At 41.2% G+C, this 25953-nt stretch carries 23 protein-coding genes and 1 tRNA gene; 8 read left to right on the top strand and 16 right to left on the bottom strand.

Annotated elements, in window-relative coordinates; translation table 11 throughout:
• Positions 1-120 precede the first annotated feature (120 nt).
• A complete protein-coding gene (locus G457_RS0100230; protein ID WP_026944678.1) occupies positions 121-882 on the top strand; it encodes a DUF6503 family protein in 762 nt (253 codons plus the stop codon).
• A gap of 33 nt (positions 883-915) precedes the next feature.
• Positions 916-1818, top strand: coding sequence for a YitT family protein (locus G457_RS0100225; protein WP_035482888.1), 903 nt, complete (start codon positions 916-918; stop codon positions 1816-1818).
• A gap of 51 nt (positions 1819-1869) precedes the next feature.
• On the opposite strand, the gene G457_RS0100220 is transcribed toward G457_RS0100225, so the two are convergent.
• The 7 genes from G457_RS0100220 to lepA form a co-directional block, all read right to left on the bottom strand.
• The gene (locus G457_RS0100220) at positions 1870-2916 is read right to left on the bottom strand and encodes a M42 family metallopeptidase (RefSeq protein ID WP_026944676.1); all 1047 of its coding nucleotides are present in this window, start codon (positions 2914-2916) and stop codon (positions 1870-1872) included.
• 92 nt (positions 2917-3008) lie between these two features.
• Positions 3009-4892 carry an amidophosphoribosyltransferase gene (locus G457_RS0100215; RefSeq protein WP_026944675.1) on the bottom strand — a complete coding sequence of 628 codons (1884 nt, stop codon included), beginning with the start codon at positions 4890-4892 and terminating at the stop codon, positions 3009-3011.
• A gap of 110 nt (positions 4893-5002) precedes the next feature.
• On the bottom strand, positions 5003-5542 hold the full coding sequence (locus G457_RS0100210) for a DsrE family protein (RefSeq protein WP_035482887.1): 540 nt from the start codon (positions 5540-5542) through the stop codon (positions 5003-5005).
• A gap of 244 nt (positions 5543-5786) precedes the next feature.
• A tRNA-Leu gene (locus G457_RS0100205) sits at positions 5787-5870 on the bottom strand.
• A 72-nt stretch (positions 5871-5942) separates the two neighbouring features.
• A complete protein-coding gene (locus G457_RS0100200) occupies positions 5943-6827 on the bottom strand; it encodes a bifunctional 5,10-methylenetetrahydrofolate dehydrogenase/5,10-methenyltetrahydrofolate cyclohydrolase (protein WP_026944673.1) in 885 nt (294 codons plus the stop codon).
• Positions 6828-6885: 58 nt separating this feature from the next.
• Positions 6886-7269, bottom strand: coding sequence for a four helix bundle protein (locus G457_RS0100195; protein WP_248602799.1), 384 nt, complete (start codon positions 7267-7269; stop codon positions 6886-6888).
• 102 nt (positions 7270-7371) lie between these two features.
• Positions 7372-9159 carry a translation elongation factor 4 gene (gene lepA, locus G457_RS0100190; RefSeq protein ID WP_026944671.1) on the bottom strand — a complete coding sequence of 596 codons (1788 nt, stop codon included), beginning with the start codon at positions 9157-9159 and terminating at the stop codon, positions 7372-7374.
• A gap of 370 nt (positions 9160-9529) precedes the next feature.
• On the opposite strand from lepA, the gene G457_RS0100185 reads away from it, so the two are divergent.
• The gene (locus G457_RS0100185) at positions 9530-10066 is read left to right on the top strand and encodes a DUF4924 family protein (RefSeq protein WP_026944670.1); all 537 of its coding nucleotides are present in this window, start codon (positions 9530-9532) and stop codon (positions 10064-10066) included.
• Between the two features lie 23 nt (positions 10067-10089).
• Positions 10090-10800 (top strand): exonuclease/endonuclease/phosphatase family protein, encoded by a 711-nt coding sequence (locus G457_RS0100180; RefSeq protein WP_026944669.1) that lies wholly within the window; start codon positions 10090-10092, stop codon positions 10798-10800.
• Between the two features lie 6 nt (positions 10801-10806).
• Here G457_RS0100180 and G457_RS0100175 read toward each other — a convergent pair whose 3' ends face one another.
• A complete protein-coding gene (locus G457_RS0100175; RefSeq protein WP_026944668.1) occupies positions 10807-12735 on the bottom strand; it encodes an IGHMBP2 family helicase in 1929 nt (642 codons plus the stop codon).
• A 63-nt stretch (positions 12736-12798) separates the two neighbouring features.
• On the opposite strand from G457_RS0100175, the gene G457_RS0100170 reads away from it, so the two are divergent.
• Positions 12799-13395, top strand: coding sequence for an acyl carrier protein phosphodiesterase (locus G457_RS0100170; protein ID WP_026944667.1), 597 nt, complete (start codon positions 12799-12801; stop codon positions 13393-13395).
• Complete coding sequence (locus G457_RS0100165; RefSeq protein ID WP_026944666.1) at positions 13392-13850, top strand: hypothetical protein; 459 nt, start codon at positions 13392-13394, stop codon at positions 13848-13850. The genes G457_RS0100170 and G457_RS0100165 overlap by 4 nt, the downstream gene beginning before the upstream one ends.
• 16 nt (positions 13851-13866) lie before the next feature.
• On the opposite strand, the gene G457_RS0100160 is transcribed toward G457_RS0100165, so the two are convergent.
• From G457_RS0100160 to G457_RS22475, 5 genes are all read right to left on the bottom strand, one after another.
• Positions 13867-14406, bottom strand: coding sequence for an inorganic diphosphatase (locus tag G457_RS0100160; RefSeq protein WP_026944665.1), 540 nt, complete (start codon positions 14404-14406; stop codon positions 13867-13869).
• Positions 14407-14477: 71 nt separating this feature from the next.
• A complete protein-coding gene (locus G457_RS0100155; RefSeq protein WP_026944664.1) occupies positions 14478-15569 on the bottom strand; it encodes a hybrid sensor histidine kinase/response regulator in 1092 nt (363 codons plus the stop codon).
• The gene (locus G457_RS0100150; RefSeq protein WP_026944663.1) at positions 15562-17673 is read right to left on the bottom strand and encodes a sensor histidine kinase; all 2112 of its coding nucleotides are present in this window, start codon (positions 17671-17673) and stop codon (positions 15562-15564) included. The genes G457_RS0100155 and G457_RS0100150 overlap by 8 nt, the downstream gene beginning before the upstream one ends.
• Positions 17674-17676: 3 nt before the next feature.
• A complete protein-coding gene (locus G457_RS0100145) occupies positions 17677-18378 on the bottom strand; it encodes a hypothetical protein (protein WP_026944662.1) in 702 nt (233 codons plus the stop codon).
• Positions 18378-20648: an Rv1355c family protein gene (locus tag G457_RS22475; RefSeq protein ID WP_081701357.1), complete on the bottom strand. Its 2271-nt coding sequence runs from the start codon at positions 20646-20648 to the stop codon at positions 18378-18380. The genes G457_RS0100145 and G457_RS22475 overlap by 1 nt, the downstream gene beginning before the upstream one ends.
• Positions 20649-20983: 335 nt before the next feature.
• Here G457_RS22475 and G457_RS0100135 point away from each other — a divergent pair, with 335 nt between their 5' ends.
• Positions 20984-21460, top strand: a complete 477-nt coding sequence (locus G457_RS0100135) for a response regulator (RefSeq protein ID WP_026944661.1) — start codon at positions 20984-20986, stop codon at positions 21458-21460.
• Here the strand turns inward: G457_RS0100135 and G457_RS0100130 are convergent, their stop codons facing one another.
• The 3 genes from G457_RS0100130 to porX are packed head-to-tail and all read right to left on the bottom strand — an operon-like array spanning position 21461 to position 24657.
• Positions 21461-22672 (bottom strand): alanine dehydrogenase, encoded by a 1212-nt coding sequence (locus G457_RS0100130; protein ID WP_026944660.1) that lies wholly within the window; start codon positions 22670-22672, stop codon positions 21461-21463.
• A complete protein-coding gene (tsaE, locus tag G457_RS0100125) occupies positions 22665-23093 on the bottom strand; it encodes a tRNA (adenosine(37)-N6)-threonylcarbamoyltransferase complex ATPase subunit type 1 TsaE (RefSeq protein WP_035482983.1) in 429 nt (142 codons plus the stop codon). Before tsaE ends, G457_RS0100130 begins: the two co-directional genes overlap by 8 nt.
• 7 nt (positions 23094-23100) lie before the next feature.
• Positions 23101-24657: a T9SS response regulator signal transducer PorX gene (gene porX / locus G457_RS0100120; RefSeq protein WP_035482877.1), complete on the bottom strand. Its 1557-nt coding sequence runs from the start codon at positions 24655-24657 to the stop codon at positions 23101-23103.
• 58 nt (positions 24658-24715) lie between these two features.
• Between porX and G457_RS0100110 the strand changes: the two genes are divergently transcribed.
• Positions 24716-25948 carry an HD domain-containing protein gene (locus G457_RS0100110; RefSeq protein WP_026944657.1) on the top strand — a complete coding sequence of 411 codons (1233 nt, stop codon included), beginning with the start codon at positions 24716-24718 and terminating at the stop codon, positions 25946-25948.
• Positions 25949-25953: the final 5 nt, after the last annotated feature.

Here is a 25953-nt window from a genome sequence, read left to right as displayed (position 1 = left end):
AAAATTAAGATTATTAAGATTGATTCTAAAAAATATTTGAATGGTCGGAGAAAGACTTCAAATTGAAAAAAAGGAAATGATTGGCATTTTTTTAACTTGAGGCCGAAATCACCACCAATCATGAAAAACTCTTACTTTATACTGCTTCTACTCTCAATATTTGCCTGCACAGAAAAGGAACCAGATCCGCGGGCTAATCAACCTGAGGATTTCAAACAAGTGCTAGATGCACATGGAGATTGGAGCCGATGGCTTGATGCAGAAGCCTTTTCTTACACCATGTTTCATGAAACTAATCTGACTCAAGAGAATCACTTTTTCAATTTGGATTCGAGAAAAGGTAGAATCGATGCTCAAAATTTTCAAATAGGCTTTGATGGGGAGAAAGTTTGGATTAGCCCCAACAGACAAGCTTTTGGGGGGCCTTCCGTAAGATTCTATCACAATCTATATTTCTACTTTTTCAGTATTCCCTACATTTTCACAGATCCTGGAGTGAGCGTGGAGAAGATCGAAGATCGCACCTTAAATGGCAAAAGCTATGAAACCTACAGTGTAAGCTTTGCCAGTGATAAAGGAGATAGCCCTGATGACCAATACTACATGTTAGCTGACCCAGAAACCCATCAATTGGAATGGGTACTCTACACAGTTACGTTTTTCGATAGTCCAGAACCTAACTTAAATGCCCTTAAATACGAGGACTATCGGGATGCAGGAGGATTGGTATTTCCAAGAGTTCTGACAGGCTACACATTAGAAGGCGATTACACAGGCAGGATACGATATCAGGTCAGTTTCGCAGATGTTGTACTGACAGAAGATGCTCTTGATGATGATCTTTTTGAAATGCCGGAAAAGGGTGCCGTTGTAGCAAATTGAACCAACCCTCATTAATTATCAGTATTTTCGCATATGGTTAGGGGAATTCTAAATATACCTGACAATGCCTGGGTAAGGCGTGTCACTTTGTGGAGACAAGTAAAGGACATCTTATTTATTGGAATAGGTGTGGTGATGGCCAGCATTGGTTTAAAAGGGTTTTTACTTCCAAATGGATTTTTTGATGGTGGGGCGATGGGAGTTTCACTGTTGATGGAAATTCTCACTCCACTTGACCTTTCTGTCCTAATCGTTTTAGTAAACATTCCTTTTATTTATCTGGGATACAAACAGTTGAATCTAAGGTTTGCAATCAAAAGTACCTTTGCCATATTTGCTCTAGCACTGCTTGTTCACTACATCGAACTACCTACAATCACAGCCGACAAACTCTTAATTGCTGTTTTTGGGGGCTTTTTCTTAGGAAGTGGAATTGGCTTTTCGATACGGGGAGGAGCCGTCATTGATGGTACAGAGGTATTGGCTATTCAGGTTTCCCGAAAGTCAAGTCTTACTGTAGGAGATTTTATCACTGTTTTTAATGTTTGCCTTTTTTTAGTAGCCGCTATTCTGGTTGGGCTTGAAACAGCCATGTATTCCATGCTGACCTATTTTGCAGCATCTAGAACGGTGGACTTCTTGATTAATGGAGTGGAAGAATATCTCGGAGTAATGATTGTATCCAATCACTCGGATGCGATCAAAGAAAAAATCACTTACGATCTTGGCCGAGGAGTGACAGCCTTTAAAGCCGACGGCGGATTTGGTGAAAAAGCTAAAAACCCTGATCGAAATGTACTTTTTTGCGTAGTCACCCGATTAGAAGTTACACGCGTATTGACTGAAATCGACAAAATCGACCCAAAGGCTTTCGTCATTCAGTATCCCATCAAGGATACCAAAGGCGGTATGATCAAAAAAAGGCCTTTACACTAAGGCCTTTTAATACTTTTTGATCTTTTAGAATCTAGCTTTCAAATAGTTCTATCAATGGCTCCAGTCGTAGGTATCTACTTTTTCCAAACAAGCTACCAATAGATCGATCGATCCTTGGATATCCGATTTGTGCGCCATCTCGATCACCTGATGAAGGTGTCGGGTTGGAATAGAAATAGCACCGGCAATCGCTCCTTGCTTACCCATTCGCTGTACTCCTGCGGTATCTGTCCCGCCAGCAGTAAGAATCTCGGGTTGCCAAGTGATTTTTTCTTGATCTGCAATTTGCTTCATGAAGGCTACCATTCGATAATCACAGATAGTCATCGCGTCCATGATTTTGATAGCTGTACCCTTTCCTAGTTCCGTCACTTTTTCATGAGCTTGTGCACCTGGCACATCAAAAGCGATAGTGGTATCTAAAGCAATCCCAAAATCCGGATTGATACTATGAGCTGCCACATTGGCTCCTCGTATTCCCACTTCTTCCTGTACCGTGAAAGTAGCAAAGACATCATAAGCGGGGCTTTTCAAATTCTTGAGGGCTTCAATTAGGATAAAAACTGCTACTCGATTATCGATCGATTTGCAGTTAACACAATCACCCATTTCGATCAATTCTCGATCGCGGGTCACGGGGTCACCGATAGAAATATACTTTTCGACTTCCTCCTTGGGCATGCCTAGATCAATGAAAAAATCAGTAGTCTTTGGAAGTTTATTTCGCTCTTCCTGACTCATTACATGAATAGGCTTACTTCCCATCACACCGATTAGGTCTTTCTTCCCATGTACTATCACTCGCTGTGCTGTCAAAGTCTTGGGATCAAACCCACCGAGGGTATGGAACCGCAGAAATCCATTTTCATCGATATGAGTCACAATAAAACCAATCTCATCCATGTGCGCTGCTACCATCACCCGCTTACCATCAGGGTTTCTTTGTCCTTTTTTGACTGCGATGACATTTCCCAAATTATCGGTTTTGATCTCATCGGCATAAGGCGTTACCAATTCGATAATTAGGTCTCTAATCCGTTTTTCAAATCCCGGTGCTCCGGCTATTTCGCATACATCTTTGAGTAATGAAACGTCCATATATTCTATTTATATCAGTTAATTGAGCTAAAATACAAGATAAAAAAAGCGCAACGAAGACGCTGCGCTTGAAATTTAAGATTCTTATCGAACTAGTATGCCCGGATGGTTTTTCCCTCCATAAAGTTAGCAAATGACCGGTTTACAACTCGAGTACCACCACTTGTCGGATAATCACCAGTAAAATACCAGTCCCCAACGTGATCAGGGATGCAATGATGTAAGGATTCAACCGTCTGATAAATCACCCGAACTTCCGCTTTGATTTCTGGTGAGGTTACGATTTCGGCGATCTTGTCAGATATCTCTTGATCGGTGAAATTCTCATAGACCTTCTTCACATAGTTCTCTAAGGAGCTTGGATTGGCTATACAAGCCTCATATGTCTCATCCAAAATATTCTCCATTTTGCGTTCCTTTAGCAAAGCCAAAGCGGCACGGAAGGCAATGAATTCTTTCATTCGAGACATATCGATCCCGTAGCAATCAGGGAAACGGATCTGAGGAGCAGAAGAAACGATTACAATCCGCTTGGGATTGAGTTTGTCGAGCGTAGTCAAAATACTCTTCTCCAAAGTGGTTCCTCTAACGATACTATCATCAATCACCACAAGGGTATCTACACCAGGTCTGACTACTTCATAGGTCGTGTCATACACCGAACTCACCATCACATCTCGATCATCGTCATTGGTGATAAAAGTTCGAAGCTTGACATCCTTGCTAACAAGTTTTTCGACTCTTGGCCGGAAATTGAGCAATTCTTCCAAATCACCCATGTGAGGTTTTCCTTCCAAAAAGACCTCTTTACGCTTGGCAACCAAGTAATCCTCTAAGCCTTCAATCATTCCCAAAAAGGCTGTTTCAGCTGTATTTGGAATGTAAGAAAATACGGTATTCTTCAGATCGAAATCAATAGCTTTCAATATTTGAGGAATGAGTGCTTTTCCTAAATTTTTCCGCTCCTGATATATATTTGGATCGGTACCACGTGAAAAATAGATCCGCTCGAATGAACAGGATTTCTTTTCTCTGGCAGGCATAATTTCCTCTTCTGAGTAGCTTCCATCCTTATTGATTACCAAGGCATGGCCTGGTTGAATCTCCTTAATCTCCTTAAAATCAATATCAAAAGCAGATTTGATCGCAGGCTTTTCGGAGGCTACTACGATAATTTCATCATCGGCGTAATAATATGCTGGCCTGATTCCGGAAGGATCACGAACAACAAAGCTCGAACCATTTCCTATCATTCCAGCCATCGCATAACCTCCGTCAAAATCACGGCAGGATCGACGTAGAATTCTGCCTACATCTAATTCATCCTCAATCAGGTGTGTGACTTGTTCATTTGAATACTGGTGCTTATACTTCTCGAAAATCCGTTGGTTTTCTTCGTCCAAAAAGTGACCAATTTTCTCCATCACCGTGACAGTATCGGTCTTTTCTTTTGGATGCTGGCCCAATTGAACTAGCTTTCCAAACAGCTCCTCCACATTGGTCATGTTGAAGTTTCCGGCCATTACCAGATTACGGCTTCTCCAGTTGTTTTGCTTCAGAAAAGGGTGACAAGTCTCAATGCTATTTTCACCATGGGTGCCATAACGCAAATGTCCTAGCCAAACTTCGCCAGAAAAAGCAATATTTTCTTTGAGCCATTCTGCGTCACTTAGTGCATCATGACCTCCCAGTTTTTTAGCTTTCTTGTACTTCTTATTGATTTTGTCAAAAATGTAATTAACTGCGGATGGTTCTACCGAGCGATATCGACTGATGTAGCGCGTTCCGGGTTTTGTATTGATCTTGATATTAGCGACACCGGCACCGTCTTGACCTCTATTGATTTGCTTCTGCATCAGAACGTACATTCTATTGGAAGCAAAAGCAGGCGTGCCGTATTTATCGATGTAATATTGAGGGGATTTGCGGAGCCTGACCATGGCTATACCGCATTCATGCTTGATGGCGTCACTCATTGACCGGGAGATAAGTTAGCGTGATGATACAAAGGTACAGCAATTTAAAAGAATTCAGAACCGAAAAGTTCATTTCGCTGCGCTACTCCTTATCAATGTCCTAGCTAAGATCAAAAACGAAGCATCACGTAGCCTTGAGGAACGTAGGTTGTGGCCGTAGTAAGCATAGAATGAGCCACTTCTACCCCTTCTACCAAGTCTTCTTTTTTCAGGCCGCGCAAGATCATGGATTGTCCACATACTAAAATATCAGCTCCACCTTCACGAAGTGCCGCAATCACGGGAGCGTTTGGATTATCAACCTTAAATCGCTCTTGATATTTCTCATTATTCAAAATGGAAAAAATCGCCCCACCATGGACCACTACTTTGACATGGAGCCTTTCTTTGGGTACTCCTGCCAAGCCATGTAAATTCATCAATCGGGCCACATTATCCACATAGCGGTTGACATTTTCAGGGTTTTCTGCTCCTGTGATGAGATCAACAAGAATTTTATATTCCAAAGTCGGGTCAGGACGCTCAGTAGCTTCAGGTACTTCGTAGATACCTCCGTAATTTTTAACGATTGGAAATTGGGCTTCCTGAGCAATTAAAGATGAACAAGTCAATACAAAAAGAAGCGAAAGGAGGGATAGATTCTTGATCATGGATTTGATTTTAAGAATCGAAAAATAAGTAAAAATCTAAACGATCAGTGACCCATTTATCAAATATTACTTAGGTATTATTTAATTAGGTTTTTAAGCCAAGCTTTAATCGATAGATAGATCCTTGCCCTTTCTGCCGGATGACCTGCGAGGTAGATAATACCCGCATAGGATAAGGTGATAAGGAAGAAAACAAAAATCATTTTTAAATAAAAAAGGCCTGCTATAGCTTGCAGGCCTGAAGTGCGCACGAGAGGATTCGAACCTCCACACAACTTAATGCACCACCCCCTCAAGATGGCGTGTCTACCAGTTTCACCACGTGCGCGGATAAGGTCTGCAAAAGTAGAAAGCTGAAGTCTTCGATGCAAACAGATTTCTAGCTTTTGCAAAAATATTTTTAACCGTAAACCTTTCGCTCGGCCGCCAAAAGCGTATTGTAAAGCAAAGAGGCAATGGTCATCGGCCCTACTCCACCCGGGACAGGAGTAATAGCCGAAGCCTTTTCGGCTACTTCATCAAACTTCACATCTCCGATCAATCTGAATCCGGATTTCTTGCTGGAATCCTCCACTCTATGAATTCCCACATCAATGACGACTGCACCAGGCTTTACCATATCTGCAGTAACAAACTCAGGCTTACCTAAGGCCACTATCAAAATATCAGCAGTTTGTGCAATTTCCTTCAAGTTTTGGGTTCGGCTGTGAGTCAAGGTAACAGTAGCATTCCCTGGATATCCATTTCTAGCCATCAAAATACTCATGGGACTACCCACAATGTGGCTGCGGCCGATTACCACGCAGTGCTTTCCGGAAGTTTCGATTTCGTATCGCTTGAGCAATTCGACGATTCCATAGGGAGTTGCAGCCACGTATGCTGGCCAGTTCAATGCCATTCGGCCCACATTCGCAGGAGTAAAGCCATCCACATCTTTCTCCGGTTTGATCTTGTCAGTTACCTTTTCAACGGAAATATGCTTGGGCAAGGGAAGCTGTACAATCAGACCATCGATATCCGGATTCTCATTGATTTCTTCCACCTTCGCCAAAAGTTCTTCCTCAGAAACCGTGTCTTCCATTCTTACCAAAGTAGACTCAAAACCTATTTCATGACATGCTTTCACTTTGGCTCCCACGTAGGTTTGGCTCGCACCGTCATTTCCCACCAAGATTGCAGCCAGATGAGGGATTTTTCCGCCTTCAGCTTTGATCTCAGCTACTCGAGCAGCTATTTCATTTTTAATGTCCTGTGAGGTTTTTTTTCCGTCGATGATTGTAGGCATAGGTCGTGTGTAGGTTTTGAACTTCGAAATTCATCATTCGACGTTCATCATTCGATATTTAATTATTATTTCGTTCAGCAGTTTCTATACTTTTCACAAAGATTGAAATCAATTGGTTACACTCGTTTAAGAGTTTTATGATTTCTCCCTTATCAAGGTGCAAAATGGATTTATCAATTATTTTGATTGCAACTCTAGTTTCTCTTAACTCTTTGAGGACAATTTTCAGTTTATGGATAAAATCCTTTCTTGATTCTCCAGATTGTGCTTCACCATAATTCAAGGCTGGAGAGGTCCCACTTCGAAGCAGCTGATTTGCTAAATGGTTTCCAGCTTTTGAGTTGACCATAGAATCTGTGAAAGCAATGATTGAGGCAGCAAAATTTATCAAACGCTCTTCCAAATCATATTTTCTTTCCATAGCAAGTATCCAATCAAGCAATCTCAGGCCTTATTTTATATTCCCACCAACCAATATTTATAAATAATGAATGATGAACATCGAATGTCGAACGCTGAAGTTTAGAAATCGCACTTGGTACTTCTAATCTAGCTTCAACACTGCCATAAACGCCTCCTGAGGCACCTCTACATTGCCGACTTGCCTCATGCGTTTCTTACCTTTTTTCTGCTTTTCAAGAAGTTTTCGCTTTCGGGAGATATCACCGCCATAGCACTTCGCCAACACATTTTTACGAAGGGCTTTTACAGTTTCCCGGGCAATAATTTTCGTTCCGATTGCAGCTTGGATGGCAATCTCAAACATCTGACGAGGCACCAATTCCTTCAGTTTTTCACAAAGACGCTTGCCCCATTCATAGGCCTTGTCCCGATGGACGATTGCCGAAAGGGCATCCACGGGCTCGCCGTTTAGCATGACATCCAGACGGACCATGTGTGAAGGCTGGTAGCCTTTCAACTCGTAATCCAGAGAAGCATAACCTCTTGAGATCGTCTTCAATTTATCGAAAAAGTCAAACACAATCTCTGCCAGAGGCATGTCAAACTGTAATTCTACCCGCTCGGAAGTCAGGTAGACTTGATTCTTGATCTGTCCACGCTTTTCCATGCAAAGCTGAATCACCGGCCCTACATAATCCGAGGCGGTAATGATGGATGCTTTGACAAAGGGCTCTTCGATATGCTTGAACTTAGTCGGGTCAGGCATATCTGATGGCGCATTGATCACTTGGTAGGTATCGTTGGTCATCAGCGCACGGAATTGCACCGAAGGCACAGTGGTAATCACCGTCATATCAAACTCCCGCTCCAGGCGCTCCTGCACGATCTCCATGTGCAGCATTCCCAAGAATCCGCATCGGAATCCAAAACCCAGGGCCGCAGAAGTCTCAGGTTCCCAAACGAGCGATGCATCATTGAGCTGCAACTTTTCCATAGAAGCTCTCAACTCCTCAAACTCGGTGGTATCTACCGGATAAATTCCTGCAAAAACCATCGGTTTCACATTTTCAAAACCTTGAATGGCTTTGTCACAAGGGCGCTTGGTATGGGTAATTGTATCCCCTACTTTTACTTCTTTGGCTACTTTAATCCCAGAAATCAAATAGCCAACAGTACCCGCACCCATTTCTTGCTGAGGGATTTGGTTGAAACCCAAGATACCGATTTCATCAGCTTCATATTCCCTGCCGGTGTTGACAAATTTAATTTTCTCTCCTTTACGAAGCGTTCCATTGAAGATTCGGAAGATTACCTCGATTCCCCTAAAGGAATTGTAGTGCGAATCAAAAATCATCGCCTGTAACGGAGCATCCGGGTCGCCTTTGGGAGCAGGAACTTTCTCTACCACGGCATTCAAAATATCCTCAATGCCGATTCCCTCTTTGCCGGATGCCAAAATGATATCTTCCCGATCACAACCGATCAAATCGATAATTTCATCAGCTCGAAGTTCAGGATCAGCACCTGGCAGATCAATTTTATTGAGAACAGGAATGATTTCCAGATCATGGCCCATAGCCAAGTACAAATTAGAAATCGTCTGAGCTTCAATACCTTGCGAAGCGTCCACAATCAAAAGTGCTCCTTCACAAGCTGCGATCGAACGCGACACTTCGTAGGAAAAATCCACGTGTCCAGGGGTGTCGATCAAATTGAAGGTATACTCCTCCCCTTTGTAGGGATATTTCATCTGAATAGCGTGCGACTTGATCGTAATCCCCCGCTCGCGCTCCAGATCCATATCATCCAACAACTGGTCCTGCATTTCCCGATCACTCACCGTATTGGTGAACTGCAACAACCTATCCGCCAACGTACTCTTCCCATGATCAATGTGGGCGATAATACAGAAATTTCGAATGTTTTTCATAAGCATTTGTGCCGCAAAAGTAGGGAAAAAGAAGGAGAAATTCCCTTGAACCTAATTGAAATAGCTAAACAGTAAATTGGTCCAAATGTTGAAAGATTTGTCTTTCTAAGATACACTTCACTTCGTTCAGCAAGATATGCCTTCGGCAAGATAATTTAACGAAGCATATCTGCTCAGATATCTTTACCCCTATCTTGCAGAGCCTATCTTCCAACTATCTGCAAAGCCATCTTCCATTATCCTAGGCGTAGCCCTATCTTGAACTATCTGCGAAGATATCTTTCTTTATCTTGGCGAAGCCTATCTTAAATTTATCTGCGAAGCTATCTTTCCTTAATTCTTACCTTTGTCTAGGAATAAATTTAACTTCATGCAATCCATCGCCGAATCAAAAAAGTCCCAAAACATCGCCGAGTATATCATCTATCTCTATCAGCAGGAGGATTTAATTCGCTCTTTTCAAGGGAATCTGGAGGAAATCCGACAGTATGTCGTGGCTCACTTTCCAGTGGAAGAAATGGAAAAGGAGTCCATTTTTAATTGGTATCAGGACTTCCGAAATCAAATGGAAAAAGAAAGAATTATGGAGAAGGGGCATCTGGAGGAAACCCAAAAATTAGTAAAGGAACTCTCGAAAATTCACTGGCAGCTCTTAAAGACGGACAAAACCTATTTTGATTCCTATCAAAAAGCGAAGCCTTACATTCTACAAGCTGTAATGGAAGCCGGAGGCAAAGACCTGGGAAATGAAATCCAAATCTGCCTCAACGGAGTCTATGGACTTTTGCTTTGCAGACTACTGGGCAAGAAAGTTTCGGATGAGCAATTGAAATCAGCTGAGGCCTTTGGTGAGGTTCTAGGCTTATTGAATTTGGTCTATGAGCAGGAAAGGATTTCGAGCAATTGAAAAGGAGTTGAAAATTGAAAAATTTGAAAATTACTACTTGGAATTGTGCCGGTGCGCTTCGAAAAAAATTTGATTTTTTAGAAACTCTAGAATCAGATATTTATATCATTCAAGAATGCGAAGAACCCCACAAATCAAATAATCCAAATTATAAAGACTGGGCTAAAAACCATCTTTGGATTGGAGATACTAAAAATAAGGGACTAGGGATCTTTGCCAAACCCGAGATCCAATTGGAAAAACTAGATTGGTCAAACGTATTTCAAGACCATACAGTAAAGCATTTTCTCCCTTGTAGAGTTAATGAGTCATTCCAGCTTTTAGGAGTCTGGACCCATAGAAACAATTCACCAAATTTTGGGTATATAGGCCAATTCTGGAAGTATCTTCAAACCAATATGACAAATTTTGAAGAGATAATAGTTGGTGGTGATTTCAACAGTAATGTAATTTGGGATCAATGGGATAGATGGTGGAATCACTCAGATGTTGTCAAGACCTTAGAGGAAAAAGGAATAAAAAGTTTATATCACCAACATTTCCAAGAAAGCCAAGGACGAGAAACCAAACCAACTTTTTTTCATAGGAAAAATAGCCAAACAAGCTACCATATCGACTACCTTTTTGCCTCTTCAAAATTTCATCAGAACCTTCAGTTAATTGAAGTATTAGAGTCAGAGGAATGGCTCAAAATATCGGACCACTTCCCTTTAACAGCAATTTTTAAATTTTAATTTAATTTAATCACCCATAAACTCCCAAACACTTCTGTATCCTCCCTTTTCTTCAAAATAACCCAGTAAAGAATCGAAGAAGGAGTTGCTAGCCAAAGTGCTACTATCTCCGATCAGGACCAGCTTGCGCTTGGCACGGGTCAGGGCGACGTTCATCCGGCGCTCATCGGCCAGAAAACCGATCTCTCCGCGCTCATTGGATCGAGTCAGAGAAATCAGCATCAAATCCCGCTCCTGCCCCTGAAATCCATCTACGGTATCGATGGTAATCAGGTCAGCAAAAGCCTTAAGGTTGGGAAAATCAAAGCTCTCAAAAATCAAGGAACGTAAGTACCTGACCTGCGCCGAGTAAGGCGCAATCAAACCGATAGTCCAGCCATTTTCCTTGAATTTTGAAATTCCGATTCGCTTGATCAATTCATTCAAATATTTGCAGGCGAATAATGCTTCCTCAGGATTGAATGTGCTCAGACTTTCCTCCTCCTGCCGATCAGTGTAGCCTGCACCGGCGGTATCTATCCACTCCAAAATCGCTTCATTTTCAAAGAAATGCTGTTTGGTATTTTCAGCTGCTTGCAATTTACCACCGTAGAAATATTCATTGGAAAATCCCATGATTTCGGCTTTCATGCGGTATTGCACCTGCAGCAGTTCTGCTACTTGAGGCTTCCGCTGGATCACCTTTTCCATAAGCGTGATAGCTAAACCTTCTTTTGCAGCCTCGAAGGATTTGATCGTTGGCGGAAGTTGTAAGTGATCACCAGCAAAAACCACCTTTTTAGCCTTCATGATTGGAATCCAAGTTGCCGCTTCCAATCCCTGAGCTGCCTCATCAATGAATACCACATCAAAGCTCATCCCTCTCAAGTGATGAGAAGAAGCTCCGACCAAGGTGCTGGCAAAGACCTGCGCCTTTTGAAAAATATCGAAGGAAATATACTCCTCCAGATGCTTAGCTGCTTCACGGATTCGCCCCACCTCATCAAATAATAACTTCCGCTGCCGACGTTCTTCCGGCCCAAAATTTCGCTTGTACTGCTTAGCCAGTTTGAGATATTGAGCTATGTCTTTTCGAAGCTTTTTCAGGTCTCGGTAAGACTCATGATTTGCTGTTTTAGCATCTAAAGTCTGATTGAGAATCTTTTCCTCCACTCGGGCTGGATGCCCCAATCGCAAAGTTGAAATCCCTGAATCCGTCAATTTTTCAACCAATAAATCCACCGCAGCATTACTGGGAGCACAGACCAAAACGGATAGACCTTTATAAGTAGCCTCCGAAATAGCTCTGATCAAGGTAGTGGTTTTTCCGGTTCCCGGAGGTCCATGGATAATTGCTACATCCTTTGCATTGGCGATTTTTTGGCAAGCTTTGTTTTGGGAAAAATTCAGGTGCTCAGACTCCCTCCTTGACAGATCACTAAATGCTGCAGCTCGATCGCCAATCAGAATTTCTCTTAATTCTTTGAGTCGTTGATTTTCTGGAGAAATCACTTTTTTCAAAGCAAATTCCATCTCTCGATAGCTGGCCTCATCAAACAATAAGTCCACACCCAAACGGCTGCTATCCATCCAGTCCGGCAACTCATCCGCCTGAAGCGTGACAATCATGCTATCCTTTTTAACCTGATTGATGACTCCGTTGACGCGGTTTTCAGAAGTAGCATAGCCATCTTGGGTAGAGAAAAATGCAACAGATTTTCCGGACTGAAAGGCAGAGTTTTGGCTGGAGTCCAGTCTTTCAATTTCTACCAAAAGCCTCTCTCCCATTCCAATTTTGGCTTTTTTGACCTGAATGGGGTACCAAGTAATTCCTTCTTTTTTCTTATCTGCAAGGGAGGTATTTAGAAACTTTTTCTTGTATTGAGCCAGATCTTCTTGCCATTCCTGCTTCAAAAGTTTCAGACCTTTTCTTAATTCCTCCGTGACTTTGTCCATCAATCCGTATTTTGTGGACGAAACTAATCAAAAGCCATAGAGTTTCCTTTTTTTACATCTCTCATGAATTTTCTAGCTCATGCCTTTCTGTCCTTTGATCAAGAAAAAATCCTAGTTGGGAATTTTATCGCAGACTTTGTGAAAGGCAGGCAAATCGAAAACTTCGAGGAGGAAACCAAGCGAGGAATTTTCCTTCATCGAGAAATCGATCTATTCACCGATTCTCACCCTTTGGTCAAAGCAGGGCAATCCTATCTCCGCCCCAAATTTGGACACTATTCCACGGTCATCACAGACGTTTTTTTCGATTATTTTCTGATCAAAAACTGGTCAGAATTTTCAGCTTCAACTGTTGAAGACTTTATCCAAAAAACTTACAACACACTCGATCGTCACGAGGACATCTTTCCGGAGCGCTTTGCCAATATGTATTATTGGATGAAAAAGGACAATTGGCTCCTGCACTATGGGGAAGTCGAAGGTATCCGGCGTTCACTGACCGGAATGGCCAAACGCACCCGATTTGACTCCAAAATGGAGCAGGCACATCTGGCTTTGATCGAATACGAAGATGAATTTGAGGTGATTTTTTTCGCTTTTTTCAGAGAATTGGAGACTTTTGCCAGACAAAAACTTAGCGAACTAGCCAGTCACTCATGATCGTCATCAAACCCAAAATATCCACCTATTTTTCACTTAGCCTGATTGTAGTTGCCTTGCTGACCGGCTTGATCTTCATTTTACGGGATTTTGCCTACAAAGGGAGCTTTGGGCTTTGGTTTTACCTGATTGCGGCCTCCTTGATCACCTTGGTCCTGCTGATGCTTTTGGTGAAAATGATGGCAGGCTTTCGATTTATCACTGCCGGTAGGGATCAAATCATCGTGAAGCTACCCCTTAGAGGCTTTCAGAAGGCTTATCCAATCGGCGATATTCTGGTCTGGGAAGAAGAAGTGGTGGTAGCAAATAAAAAGGAATTCAGGCAAATGACCGTGGCTTTCTCAGATCAGCAATCCATCAGTATCTCCAATCATGAGCATGAAGCTTACCATGAACTTGTCAAATACCTTCGTAAAAAAGCCGGCAAGAAAGAGATTAAAAACAAAAAAGCCTGATTGCTCAGGCCTTTGATTATCGTTGATTTCGGAAGTGTTTATCGTAAAGTTCTATACTTTCGTTGATAATACGAATCGCTTCTTCTTTTCCTAAGAAGTCCTCCACTTTAACCTCCTTGTTTTCGAGCTTTTTATAATCCTCAAAGAATCGGTGTACCTCCTTCATCAAATGCGGAGGAAGCTCATCAATATCATTGATATAATTGACAGATTGATCACCTGCAGCTACAGCGATGATTTTATCATCCGCTTCTCCTCCATCGACCATTCGCATCACTCCGATCACTTTTGCCTCCACCAAGCACATGGAAGGAATATCAATCTGAGAGATAATCAGGATATCCAAAGGATCATGGTCTTCACAATAGGTCTGTGGAATAAATCCATAATTTGCCGGATAATGAACAGCGGAAAAGAGAACTCTATCGAGCATCAGCATTCCGGACTTTTTGTGTAGTTCGTATTTCCCTTTACTTCCTTTAGGGATTTCCACTACGCCCATTACCTGTTCTGGAGCGCCTTTACCTATGTTTACATCATGCCAAGGATTTATCATAATATGTGTTTTTTGTTGGAAAAAATTATCGCAACAAAGATAGGCTTTCATGGCCAAAAGGCCAGCAAGAATTACGAATTCAAAGAAGGAAGCACCACTCTCACTGTAGTTCCTTCATTCAAAATAGATTGCAATTCAACCTTTCCGCCCAATTGCTCTACTGCCTCTTTGACCATGTAAAGGCCTAAACCAGTACCTACATTTTGCTGGGTTGCGCGGGTGAATAGATTAAATACTTCAGGGTGGTGGCGATCTTCAATCCCAATACCATTGTCCTCGAGCATGACGATCACTTCACCATCATGCACATCTATCGTCAGTGCAATTCGCTTTTCCCCATGCTCGTTTTTCATAAATTGTACAGAATTGGAGAACAGGTTATTTAAAATCACTCGGATTTTAGAATCGTCTGAGAAAAAAGGTTCTTCTTGGTTGACCTGTAATTCTACGTGAAAATGTGAAAGATCAAACTTGGCTCTGTAAGCTTCCATTTGCTGATTGATCACTTCCTTAAAGTCAATCTGCGTAATTTTATGATCGATTTTAGTGGATCGATAGAAATCCAGCATCTTATAAATGAAGTCATCCAGCTTAGTGGTAGCCGTATCGATCATATCAAAGAACTCCAAGACATGGGAATCATTAATTTCCATTTTGGCCAACTTAGAAACGCCCGAGATACTCATCAAAGGTCCTCTAAGCTCATGGGAAAGACTATAGACAAACTGGTTCATCTCTGAGTGGAGTTTCTCCAGTTTGATGTTTTTTTCCTTCAGCTCTCTCCGCATAAAAAAGATATCTGCAGCATTCTTGATCGAATTTTTGATCTGCTCGATATTCCAAGGCTTGTCTATAAAACGATAGACCTCACCTTTATTGATCGCATCAATAACTGAGGCAATATCTGAATAGCCTGTCAGCAAAATCCGCACAGGGTCCGGATTGATTTCGATCATTTTTTCAAAAAATTCCGTACCTGTCATTCCCGGCATCCGCTGGTCAGCAATGACGACATGAATTTCTTCTTCCTGAACGATCTTTAATCCTTCGAAAGCATCGATGGCAGTAAAAATCTTAAAATCTTTTCGAAGGGTAGCGCGGAACGATTTGAGGTTATTGTCCTCATCGTCAATGTAAAGTACCCGAATATCACTGCTATTCATTCTTGCTGTTACTTTGGTAGGTGGGTAGCGTAATGATAAAAGTTGTGCCCTGACCGACTTCGGTATTTACCTCCATCGTGCCCTTATGATTCTCAATAATAGAATAAACTATTGAAAGCCCCAAACCTGTACCTCTCCCTACTGACTTGGTTGTAAAAAAAGGTTCAAAAATACGTTCCTTCACATGCTCAGGCATACCCGGACCGTTGTCTTCAATTTCCACTACCACAGAGTCTCCCAGTGAACGGGTGCGTATTTCAATTTTTGGATCTTTGATCGTATCGATATGATCACTCAAGGCATGAACAGCATTATTGATAATGTTCATGAATACCTGATTGATCTTACCTGCCAAGCACTCGACCATCGGAAGCTCTCCAAAATCCCTAACGATACGAATTTTTCCTGGAATAGAACTATTAAGAAGGATGATGGTACTATTGATACCATCGTGAAGATCCACTTTTTTGACATCCTGCTCATCCACACGAGAAAAGAGTCGAAGGCCTTTGACTATTTCAACCGTACGTTTTGCCCCTTCTTCCATCCCTTTCAGCAATTGATCTACTTCCTCAAGGACATAATCAAGCTCAAGCTCCTCCTCCAGGTCCGCTGCCTTCCTTTTAGATTCAGGAGCGAATTCCGATTGCCCGGTTGTTCGATAAAAATCGATCACCTCCATGATGTCTTTTATATCTCGCTTGAGGGGCGTGATGTTAGAACTCACAAAATTGATTGGGTTATTGATCTCATGAGCGATACCTGCAGTAAGCTGACCTAGGGAGGCCATCTTCTCCTGACTGACCAATTGACTTTGAGTGTTCTGCAGGTTTCTCAAAGCCTGCTCTAGTTCATCTGTACGAACCCTTACTTTTTCTTCCAAGAGGGTATTTTGCTCTCGGACCAGTTCCTCATTCTGCTTCAATACTTTCAGTCTCTCGGCCTGCTCTTCTTCCTTCTCCTTCTTGAGGATGTTGATTTTGTCTGCAAGGGCGAAGGAGAGTAATACCACTTCCAATGCAGAGCCCAAAGGCATGATATATGCAGTCAGATCATTTGTCGGGATAATACCCATTTCGCTCAAAACGAATAGGAAGATACCGAGCATAAAAACCGACCAAGCCAACAAATAATAGCGTGCGGGACGATAGCCTAATTTTAATATTGAAAATGCAACAAGCAATACAAAAATCACCACTATGGACTGCGTAACCAATAAAGTCTGATAACTAACGGTAATAGAAAAGAAGAATGCATTTACAAGGATAAAAGCATATACTAGGTATATAAAATAAAACCCTCTATCCAGCTTTGGAACAAACTTATCGGTAGATAAAAAGACTCTAAGGAACCAAATACCCACAATACTCACCAAGGATGAAAAAATAACTCCAGCCCTTAAATTCATCCAGATGAAATTAGGCCAAAGTATTTCTTGTGTATAACCCAATATGGAGGATTGAGCAAACCAGACTAATACCGTATGGATTACATAAATTAGATATAACTTATCTCTAACTGAGAAAAATAAAAATAGATTATAAAAGAATAAACCGACAATTACACCGGTAAAAATCCCAAATAAGATATTCTCTCTATTGATTAGCCTTTCAAGGAATTCTCTTGATGCTACGGATGAAGTTATAATCTTTTTGTTGACGCTATTTACTTTAAGATATAAATCAACATGCCCCTCATTTGGAATATCTACCTTGAAAATGATAGATTTTGATGGAATAGACTTACTATCAAAATCAACCAATCTTCCACCAAGGTATGAATCAAGAACTTTTCCATCTTGAACTACAAAAAGCTCCAAGCTGTCCAGAGAAGGATTGTTTATGTAAAGGTACTTCTCGAGATTTTCTCCCTGATTTTCTACTTGGTACTTAAGCCATATTACGTCATTATTAATTCCAAAATTTTTATTTTCATTATCAAGCAATGAGAAATCATCTCGATTGACCACGTTTTCTATGGACAAATCTTCATCTGACTCTAAAATCAAATATTCATAACGATCCAAATAAACACTCTCACCAGTTATCTTAATCGGATTTTGAGCAAAAAGTAAGAGTAGTGAAGAAATAATAGTAAACAACATAAATTATCTCCAATTAGGACTTTTAATTTTCAATTGATAAGTGATCTCTACCGGTCCCTTGAGAGTTTCTTCCATTCTTGTACACTCAAGGTTCTTTCTTAGATCTAAAATAAAATCCCGCTCCACCGGAAGGGCATGAGGTAAATTTTTCACATCTCTCAGAATAGCCAATGTTGCTACCAGGTCCAGTTTTGGGTAAAAGAAAGTTCCACTATTCCCAATCTCCTCTTCTATTTCAAATCCTTTTTGAAGAGTAGGTTTGAGTGTATATTCTGCACATAGCGCAAAAAGTGTCGGAACTTGTAATTGCTCCGCTATAACAAGCGAGGTTCTTGAAAGAAAAATTGCCCCTATTCCATAACCCGAAATCGCGCGACTATTCCATAATCCCCCAATCTCCCCCGTACCCGCATTTCTATACTTGGCTATAAGATCAAAAATTCTTGAATCTACGGGTGCAATCGCACCTTCCAAGGGAAGAGGATATTCCTCTGAGGCTATATGTATTCGAAGGCCGCTAACGACATTTCCTGTGGAGTTCTCATGAACAGTTACTACAAAGACATATGGGTTATACTTCCAGTCGTTATTAGAAGAGGTTACTTTGGTCACTCCATACTCCTTCAGCACATTTGCATGACCCTCAATGAATTGATCACATATTTCTGGTTCATCAATAGCCCTGAAGGCTTTGAATGTAAACATTATTGCTGCATGATTAAGGTCTCTCTTACATCGCGGCGATAGGAACGCATGCTTGGTTCCCCTGCGAAATTTAGCCTAAACATAAAAATTTCCTCCATTCCATTTTCGATCTGGAACAATTTTCTGAGAGTTTCATGGTGTTTTTTGATGATTTGCTCTTCCTTCTCAGTAAAGCCATGATCCTTCTCGCGATTCACTCTATGAAAAATAAAAAGCGAAGCGGTAACGGGCTGAAAACTCATCCCCATCATGTTAGATTTTACCCAAATTCGCTGTAGTATTCTACCGGCTTCCAGAACAGAGGAGGCAGTATATTTTTTACTTTGCAAAAGGAAAATAGCAGAGCTTGCCATCAAGGTCGAATGACTGATTTTAGTCAAGCCGTACCCCATCAAAAACTTTCTGAAGAACTTCACTGTGCGAGGGTCCCGAAGCAAGCCCATTGCAGCTTTCTCTGTCCCGGAAAGTTCCAAAGTGGCTATATCTATCCCATCACTACTCTCTTTTGCCTCTTTGTCATTCCACCTCAGTTCGTGGATGAAATCCTGCAAACCCTGCTGATGAAACAACCTCATCCTATCCATTCCACCCAAGATCTCTGAAAGTCTCTCTAGTTCCTGTTCCTCTTCCAGATAATCCAACTTCAGACCTTCTGATTGTATCAGATCAAAAACCATCTGAATTTGTTCTGGAGTCAGATTTTCCTTTTTAGTGTTTTTTCGATTTGTACATCGAATTTTAACCCCTTCATACAAGTCAAGGTGAGGAATATCAATACTTTGATTCTGTTTACTCACAAACCTGATACTAGCTATCAGATCATCTTCAAAGCTTTGGACCTGATCAATTATATCAACCTCAAACCCATGCTTTCCACAGTAAATCCTCAAATTTTCAAGGGCAGAACCAAAAGCGATCAATGAGCCAGTACCTTTGTAATCCAAAAGCGAATGACTTCGCTCTCTGTCGTGGAAAAGGTGCAAAACTCCTTTTTGATCCATCACCCAAACCCAGGGTTGAATATTTCCTCCTGAAGGCGCCAAATTGGCAAAAGAGAGCATTTCAAGAAGCTCTTGCTCTGATGGTTTGTACCCTGAAGGCAGAATATTATTGGGTAAAGAAGCTAAGAAATCACGGTTTTTGACAGGTATTGATTGATATGGGGCAGTATCCTCAGTCATTTCTATTTGGACAAGTTCATCCAAGTCCACATAGAATCTTCCCGATTTCACTTCATCTTCGAGGAGAAGTTTTCGACCGACATGGGCAACTGAAGCCCCACCCAAGAAAACTGCTGAAGCTAATTGTGGCCAACTGGAAATGGTCTGCCCTACTTCCAAAAGAGATGCTTTCATCCGTGGAGAAAGCGTCTCAATTCCAGTAATTTTCAATCCTATGCCTACTTTTTGCTGATTACTCAGTCCCTTGAGAGAACCCATTTCTATATTCCCCATCATCCCATGGAAAATAGGCCTATCAGGCTCCAAATCGAACCGTTCAATGTCTAGCATACCTCTATCTGAGGTTTCCATCAGAACAGGAATTTTCTTTGCACGGGCTTTCTCCCTGAGGAGAACTTTCACATCCAAGCTATCGCATTCGTCGATGAGCAAGTCGAGTCCACCATCTGAATCTAAAAAGTCGTCAACATTTTCTTCTGTTATTCCATCCCTGTAAAGTGTAAGCTTTAAGTAAGGATCTATTTCAGATATCGCCCTTGCCGCGATCACTACCTTTTCCTGACCCAAACTAGTCAAACTAGAATTGATCCGATTGAGATTACTTAGCTCCAAAGTATCAAAATCTGCAAGACGCATTTCTCCACAACTTCTCTCAAGAGCCATGGCAATCGCGACACTTTGTCCTACTGAAAGCCCGACAATTCCAATTTTCTTTGTTCCAAGTTCGGATTGTTCTTCCGGAGTGATTTTGTAATTATTCCTAACAGTCCTGATCTTAATGAAATCCTCTTCTTCCAATAAGTGGACAATTGTATTTTTCCAAGGATAGTAAACCCAGTTACCAAAATCATCCTTTATCCTATCTCTAAAAAAGTTTTCGACCTCGACATCCAGTTCGATTTCAGTAAAGGTGCGTGTTGGACTATTCGCCTTTATCAAATCTTTGACCTGACTTTCAATTTGATCAACTATCTGAATATGAGGGATATCCAATAACTCTAAAAACTCTTCCTTTTGAGAAGAAATTCTTGGGTCAAGGATAATAGGATAGGCCCGTGCTTCCAGATCTATTTTGGGTGAATATAGCATGAAATAGGCGCAAATAGGGTGATGTGCTTTGTAAAGTTAGTTTTTGATTTTAATTCTCAAATGTATTTTTAAATTATTTTTTTTTGAATCATATAATTAGTCACTATAATTAATAAAAACGCATTTTGTTTTTATTGTGAATATTAGCTTTTCAAAAAATGTATATAATTAAGTATTCTCATTCTCTGCAGGTTATTGACACCCTTGGTGAAAAATGAATTCTGGCATACTGAAGAAATTCAGGAATAGTAGAAAATCCAGATCACTTTGTTTGTTTTTCATCGAAAAAAACAATTATTTCGGTTTCAAATATCTGGACCCAAATCGGGTGTAAAATGGAAGAAACCAAAAAAGACGAAAAAATCCGGATTTTATACGTAGACGATGAGGAAAACAACCTCCAGGCGTTTCGAGCTACATTTAGAAGGGATTATAAAATTTTTATTGCCATTTCTGGAGAAGAGGGAAGAAAAATCCTGGAACAGGAAGACATAGAAATCATTATTACCGATCAACGGATGCCTGAAGAAACAGGAGTTGAATTTCTGGAGTCTATCATCCCTCATTATCCAAGCCCGATAAGAGTTCTTTTAACCGGATACACTGATATTCAGGCGGTAATTGACGCGATCAACAAAGGCCAAGTTTACCACTACCTCACCAAACCTTGGGAAGAAGATTACCTCAGAACTGTCATTAAAAATGCTTACGAAGTCTTTTCCCTTCGAAGAGAAAACGAGCGATTGACCCAAGCTCTGATAAAAGCAAATGAGCAACTGGAGTTCCTTTTAAGGCAAAATCTTCTTAGCTAATCAATACCTCGCTGCTAAAAGTAGCTGTAATTCCTTATGAGTGAGATCAAATCTTTTGGCTAAATAAGCATTGGTCAAGCTACCCCTATAAGTATACACTCCTCTCAAAAACCATCGATAATTAAAAATCATTTCTTCTGGCCCACCCAAGTCTGCCATTTGAAGAACGATGGGTGTGAAAATATTCGATAAGGAATAAGAAGCTGTTCGGGAAACTCTTGAGGCAATATTTGGCACACAGTAATGAGTTACATCATGTATCTGATACGTAGGATCTTCATGCGTAGTCATCTTTGAAGTTTCAAAGCAGCCACCTTGGTCAATCCCCACGTCAATTATAATGCTTCCATGCATCATATTGGCAACCATTTCCTCACTGACCACGATTTTATTTCTGCCTTTCTCAGCTCTGAGAGCACCGATGACTACATCGGCTTCCGAAAGTGCTTGAGTCAGTGTCAAATTATCAATCGTTGAGGTATAAATCTGCTGGCCTAGAAGCTGCTTCAAGCGTCGAAGCTTGTAAATATGATTATCAAAAACCTTGATATTTGCTCCTAGTCCTAAGGCTGTTCGTGCCGCATATTCTGCCACGGTTCCCGCCCCGATAATCACCACTTGAGTGGGCGGCACTCCTGTGACACCACCGAGAATCAGCCCTTTACCGTCATTTACACTCGAAAGGTATTCCGCTGCAATCAGCATTACAGTACTTCCGGCTATTTCTGACATAGCCCTGACTACTGGCATCCCTCCTACCTTATCTTCCAGATACTCAAAGGCAATCGCCGTGATCTTCTTAGCATTTAATGCCTCGATGAATTCTTTGTTTTGTCTGGAAATCTGCAAGGCTGAAATCAAGCAAGCCCCTAGACTCATCTGCTCTATTTCCTCCAAATCCGGTGCATCAACTTTCAAAACCAACTGAGCTTCTAAGGCTTCTTTGGAAGAATAAACCACTTTGGCACCAGCATCAGAATAATCTTGATCTGTGAATTTGGAAGCTTTCCCAGCACCTGTCTCAATAATAACTTGAAGACCATTATTACTCAGGAGACCTACCGCCTCAGGGGTCAAAAGTACTCTTCTTTCCTCAGAGGATTTTTCTTTTGGCAGACCAATCGTAATCGGGTTTTTCCTTTTCTGCACAGCTAAAGGGGCTTCTTTTGGTATCAATCCCACGGCTGCTATTTCTTTGATTTCACTAGGCATTATGGAAATGTTCTAGGGTTATTTTTCGGGTTTGTGTATCTAGATAAGCTATTTCTATTAAGAAAAACTCCTCTGGAAGGTATGGGGCAATCTTTTCTGGCCATTCTATCCAGCAAATATTGCCACTATAAAAATACTCTTCTATTCCGATATCCAAGACTTCATCGAAATCTTCTATTCGGTAAAAGTCAAAATGGTAAATTTCCTCGCCTGTATTCCTTTCGTAATGATTGACAAGGCCAAAGGTCGGACTACTTATCGGATCAATGACATTTAGCTGCTTAGCGATACTTTTGACAAGAGTCGTTTTTCCAGCCCCCATTTCACCTTTGAATACCCAAATTCGTTCCTCTCCTGCCTTATCTACCACCCAAGAGGCGATGTCATCAAGCTGGTCTATTCCGTAAATTTTTGTGTCCAAATCTGAATTATTTTGATTTGAGATAGACAATCGGGACAATCATTTCTTCCAGAGAAATCCCTCCATGCTGAAAGGTGTCCTTGTAAAAATTGACATAATAATTGTAATTATTGGGATAGGCAAAGAAATAATCCTCCACAGCGAATACATAAGCACTCGAAACATTCAATTTGGGAAGTTTGGCTTCTTCAGGTTTCGAAACCTCAAAAACTTTCCCGGGCTCATAATTTAGGTTTTTACCCTGCTTGTATCTGAGGTTCGTCGTAACGTTTTTATCCCCGATGATTCGATAGGGCTTGTTGACCCGCTTGGTTCCGTGGTCAGTGGTGATAATTACATCTGCCCCAGCTTGCTGAATTTTCTTTAGCATCTCAAACAGCGTCGAGTGCTCAAACCAGCTTTTGGTCAGTGATCTGTAGGCGGATTCATCCGGAGCAAGCTCACGAATCATCTTCATATCCGTCCGAGCATGAGAGACCATGTCGACAAAATTATAAACCAATACATTTAGCTCATTTTGCAACATAGTATGAAACTGATCGACTGCACTTCTACCATGAGCAGCCTGCAGAATTTTGGTGTAGGAAAATCTTATTTTTTGCCGGTTTTTTTCCAGATTGATCCGAATCCACTCTTCTTCAAAGTTATTTTTGCCTTCGTCTGTATCTTCATTTTCCCAATACTGAGGGTAAAATCTAGCCATATCCAAAGGCATCATCCCACTGAAAAGAGCATTTCTGGCAAAAGCAGTGGTCGTAGGCAGAATACTGTAATAGGTCTCCTTCTCAGCAATCGAGAAATAAGGAGTAAGCAGGGATTCCATATCTTCCCACTGATCGAGTCTGAGATTGTCAATGACTATGAAAAAGAGCGGTTTTCCACTTTGAATTCTTGGAAAGACCTTTTTTCTCATCACATTCGGAGAAATCAAGGGCTTTTCCTGATTTTTTTCTTCCATCCAGGACAGGTAAGATTCCTTGACAAAACGAGCAAAATTGGCATCTGCCTCTGACTTTTGAGTCTCTAAAACCTCCTTCATGCTTTTATTCTCCGTCTCGTCGATTTGGAGTTCCCAATAGGTCAGCTTGGTATAAATATTTGCCCAATCTTCATGATCAACCGCATCTCCAACTGCCATGGAAATATTCATAAAATCCTGCTGATAATTCATCGTAGTCTTCTGATCGATTAGCTGACGATTTTGAAGGATTTTTTTTACTGAAAGCCAAATTTGACTTGGATTGAGAGGTTTGATCAGATAATCTGCGATCTTCCCTCCTATCGCATCATTCATAATATGCTCTTCTTCGCTCTTGGTGATCATCACCACGGGAATCTGAGGTTTGATCTGCTTGATCTGCTGCAGTGTCTCCAATCCGGTCATTCCTGGCATCATCTCATCTAAAAAAACCACATCAAAAATCCCTTTCTCGATTTCTTCAATAGCATCTACACCCGAATTGACCGTGGTGATCTGATAACCTTTCTGTTCTAGAAAAAGAATATGGGGTTTGAGCAGGTCGATTTCATCATCTGCCCAGAGGATGGAGGCATTTTGGTTCATAGTGTTGTCCGATTCTTTTAAAATTATAATTACTTTTGGGTAAACAAAACAGGCCTCCTTGAAAAGCCAGAAAATACTCAATGATCCAGTTTATGGTTTTATTACAATTCCAAGTGAATTGATTTTTGAGATCATTGACCACCCATACTTTCAGAGATTACGCCGGATCAAGCAATTGGGTTTGACTGATTTTGTCTATCCCGGTGCTTTACATACGCGATTCCACCACGCACTTGGCGCCATGCATCTCATGCATGTGACACTAGATCATCTCCGAACCAAAGGTATTGAAATATCCGACGAAGAATTTGAAGCTACTTTGATTGCGATTCTCCTTCATGATATCGGTCATGGACCGTTTTCACATGCTTTGGAATACAGCCTTCTCAGATCTATACCCCATGAAAAGCTTTCGATTTTGATAATCGAAATGCTCAATCGAGAACTAGGAGGAAGACTTGATCTCACTTTGAAAATTTTCAAAAATCAATATGAGCGGAAGTTCTTCCACCAACTCGTTTCCAGCCAGCTGGATATTGATCGCTTGGACTATTTGCAGCGGGATTGTTTTTTTACTGGCGTATCCGAAGGGACTATCGGCGCTGATCGGATCATCAAAATGATGGATGTCAAAAATGACCGAATAGTTATCGAAGAAAAAGGGATTTATTCCATCGAAAACTTTCTGAGTGCCCGTCGACTAATGTACTGGCAGGTCTATCTGCACAAGACGACAGTCTGCGCTGAAAAAATGCTTATCAACCTGATCCAGCGAGCAAAGGACCTGAAGGCTGAGGACAAAATCTTTGGGATCACCGATGAATTTGACTTTTTGCTTGGGCACAAAATCACTGAATCGGACTTTCAGACCAACCCGGAATTGCTACGGATCTTCCTGGAGCTTGATGATTTGGACATTTGGGGAGCGATCAAACTATGGAAAAACTCCTCTGACTATGTTTTGGCGAATATTTCCAGGATGTTTTTGACTAGAAATCTTTTCAAGATCCAACTTTCCAATATTCCCTTCGAAAAAGAAGAAATCGGAATTCTCGAAGAAAAAACCATTAAAAAGCTTAAAGTCCCCAAAGAACATCTACCCTATTTTTTCTCGGCTGGTACCTTGAGTAATTATGGGTATCTAGCCAAGGATAGGATTTCGATCCTCACAAAAAAGGGGAAAGTGGTTGATGTAGCCGATGCTGCTGACTTGCCAAATATTCAAATCATGAGCAAAATAGTTGAGAAGCATTACGTTTGTAAGGCTAAAACCCTAATTTTAAAACCTTAAAATAC

The organism is Algoriphagus marincola DSM 16067, assembly GCF_000429405.1.
Classification (GTDB): domain Bacteria; phylum Bacteroidota; class Bacteroidia; order Cytophagales; family Cyclobacteriaceae; genus Algoriphagus; species Algoriphagus marincola.
The sequence above is the reverse complement of the archived record's forward strand: the minus strand, read 5'-3'. Positions and strand labels throughout refer to the sequence as shown.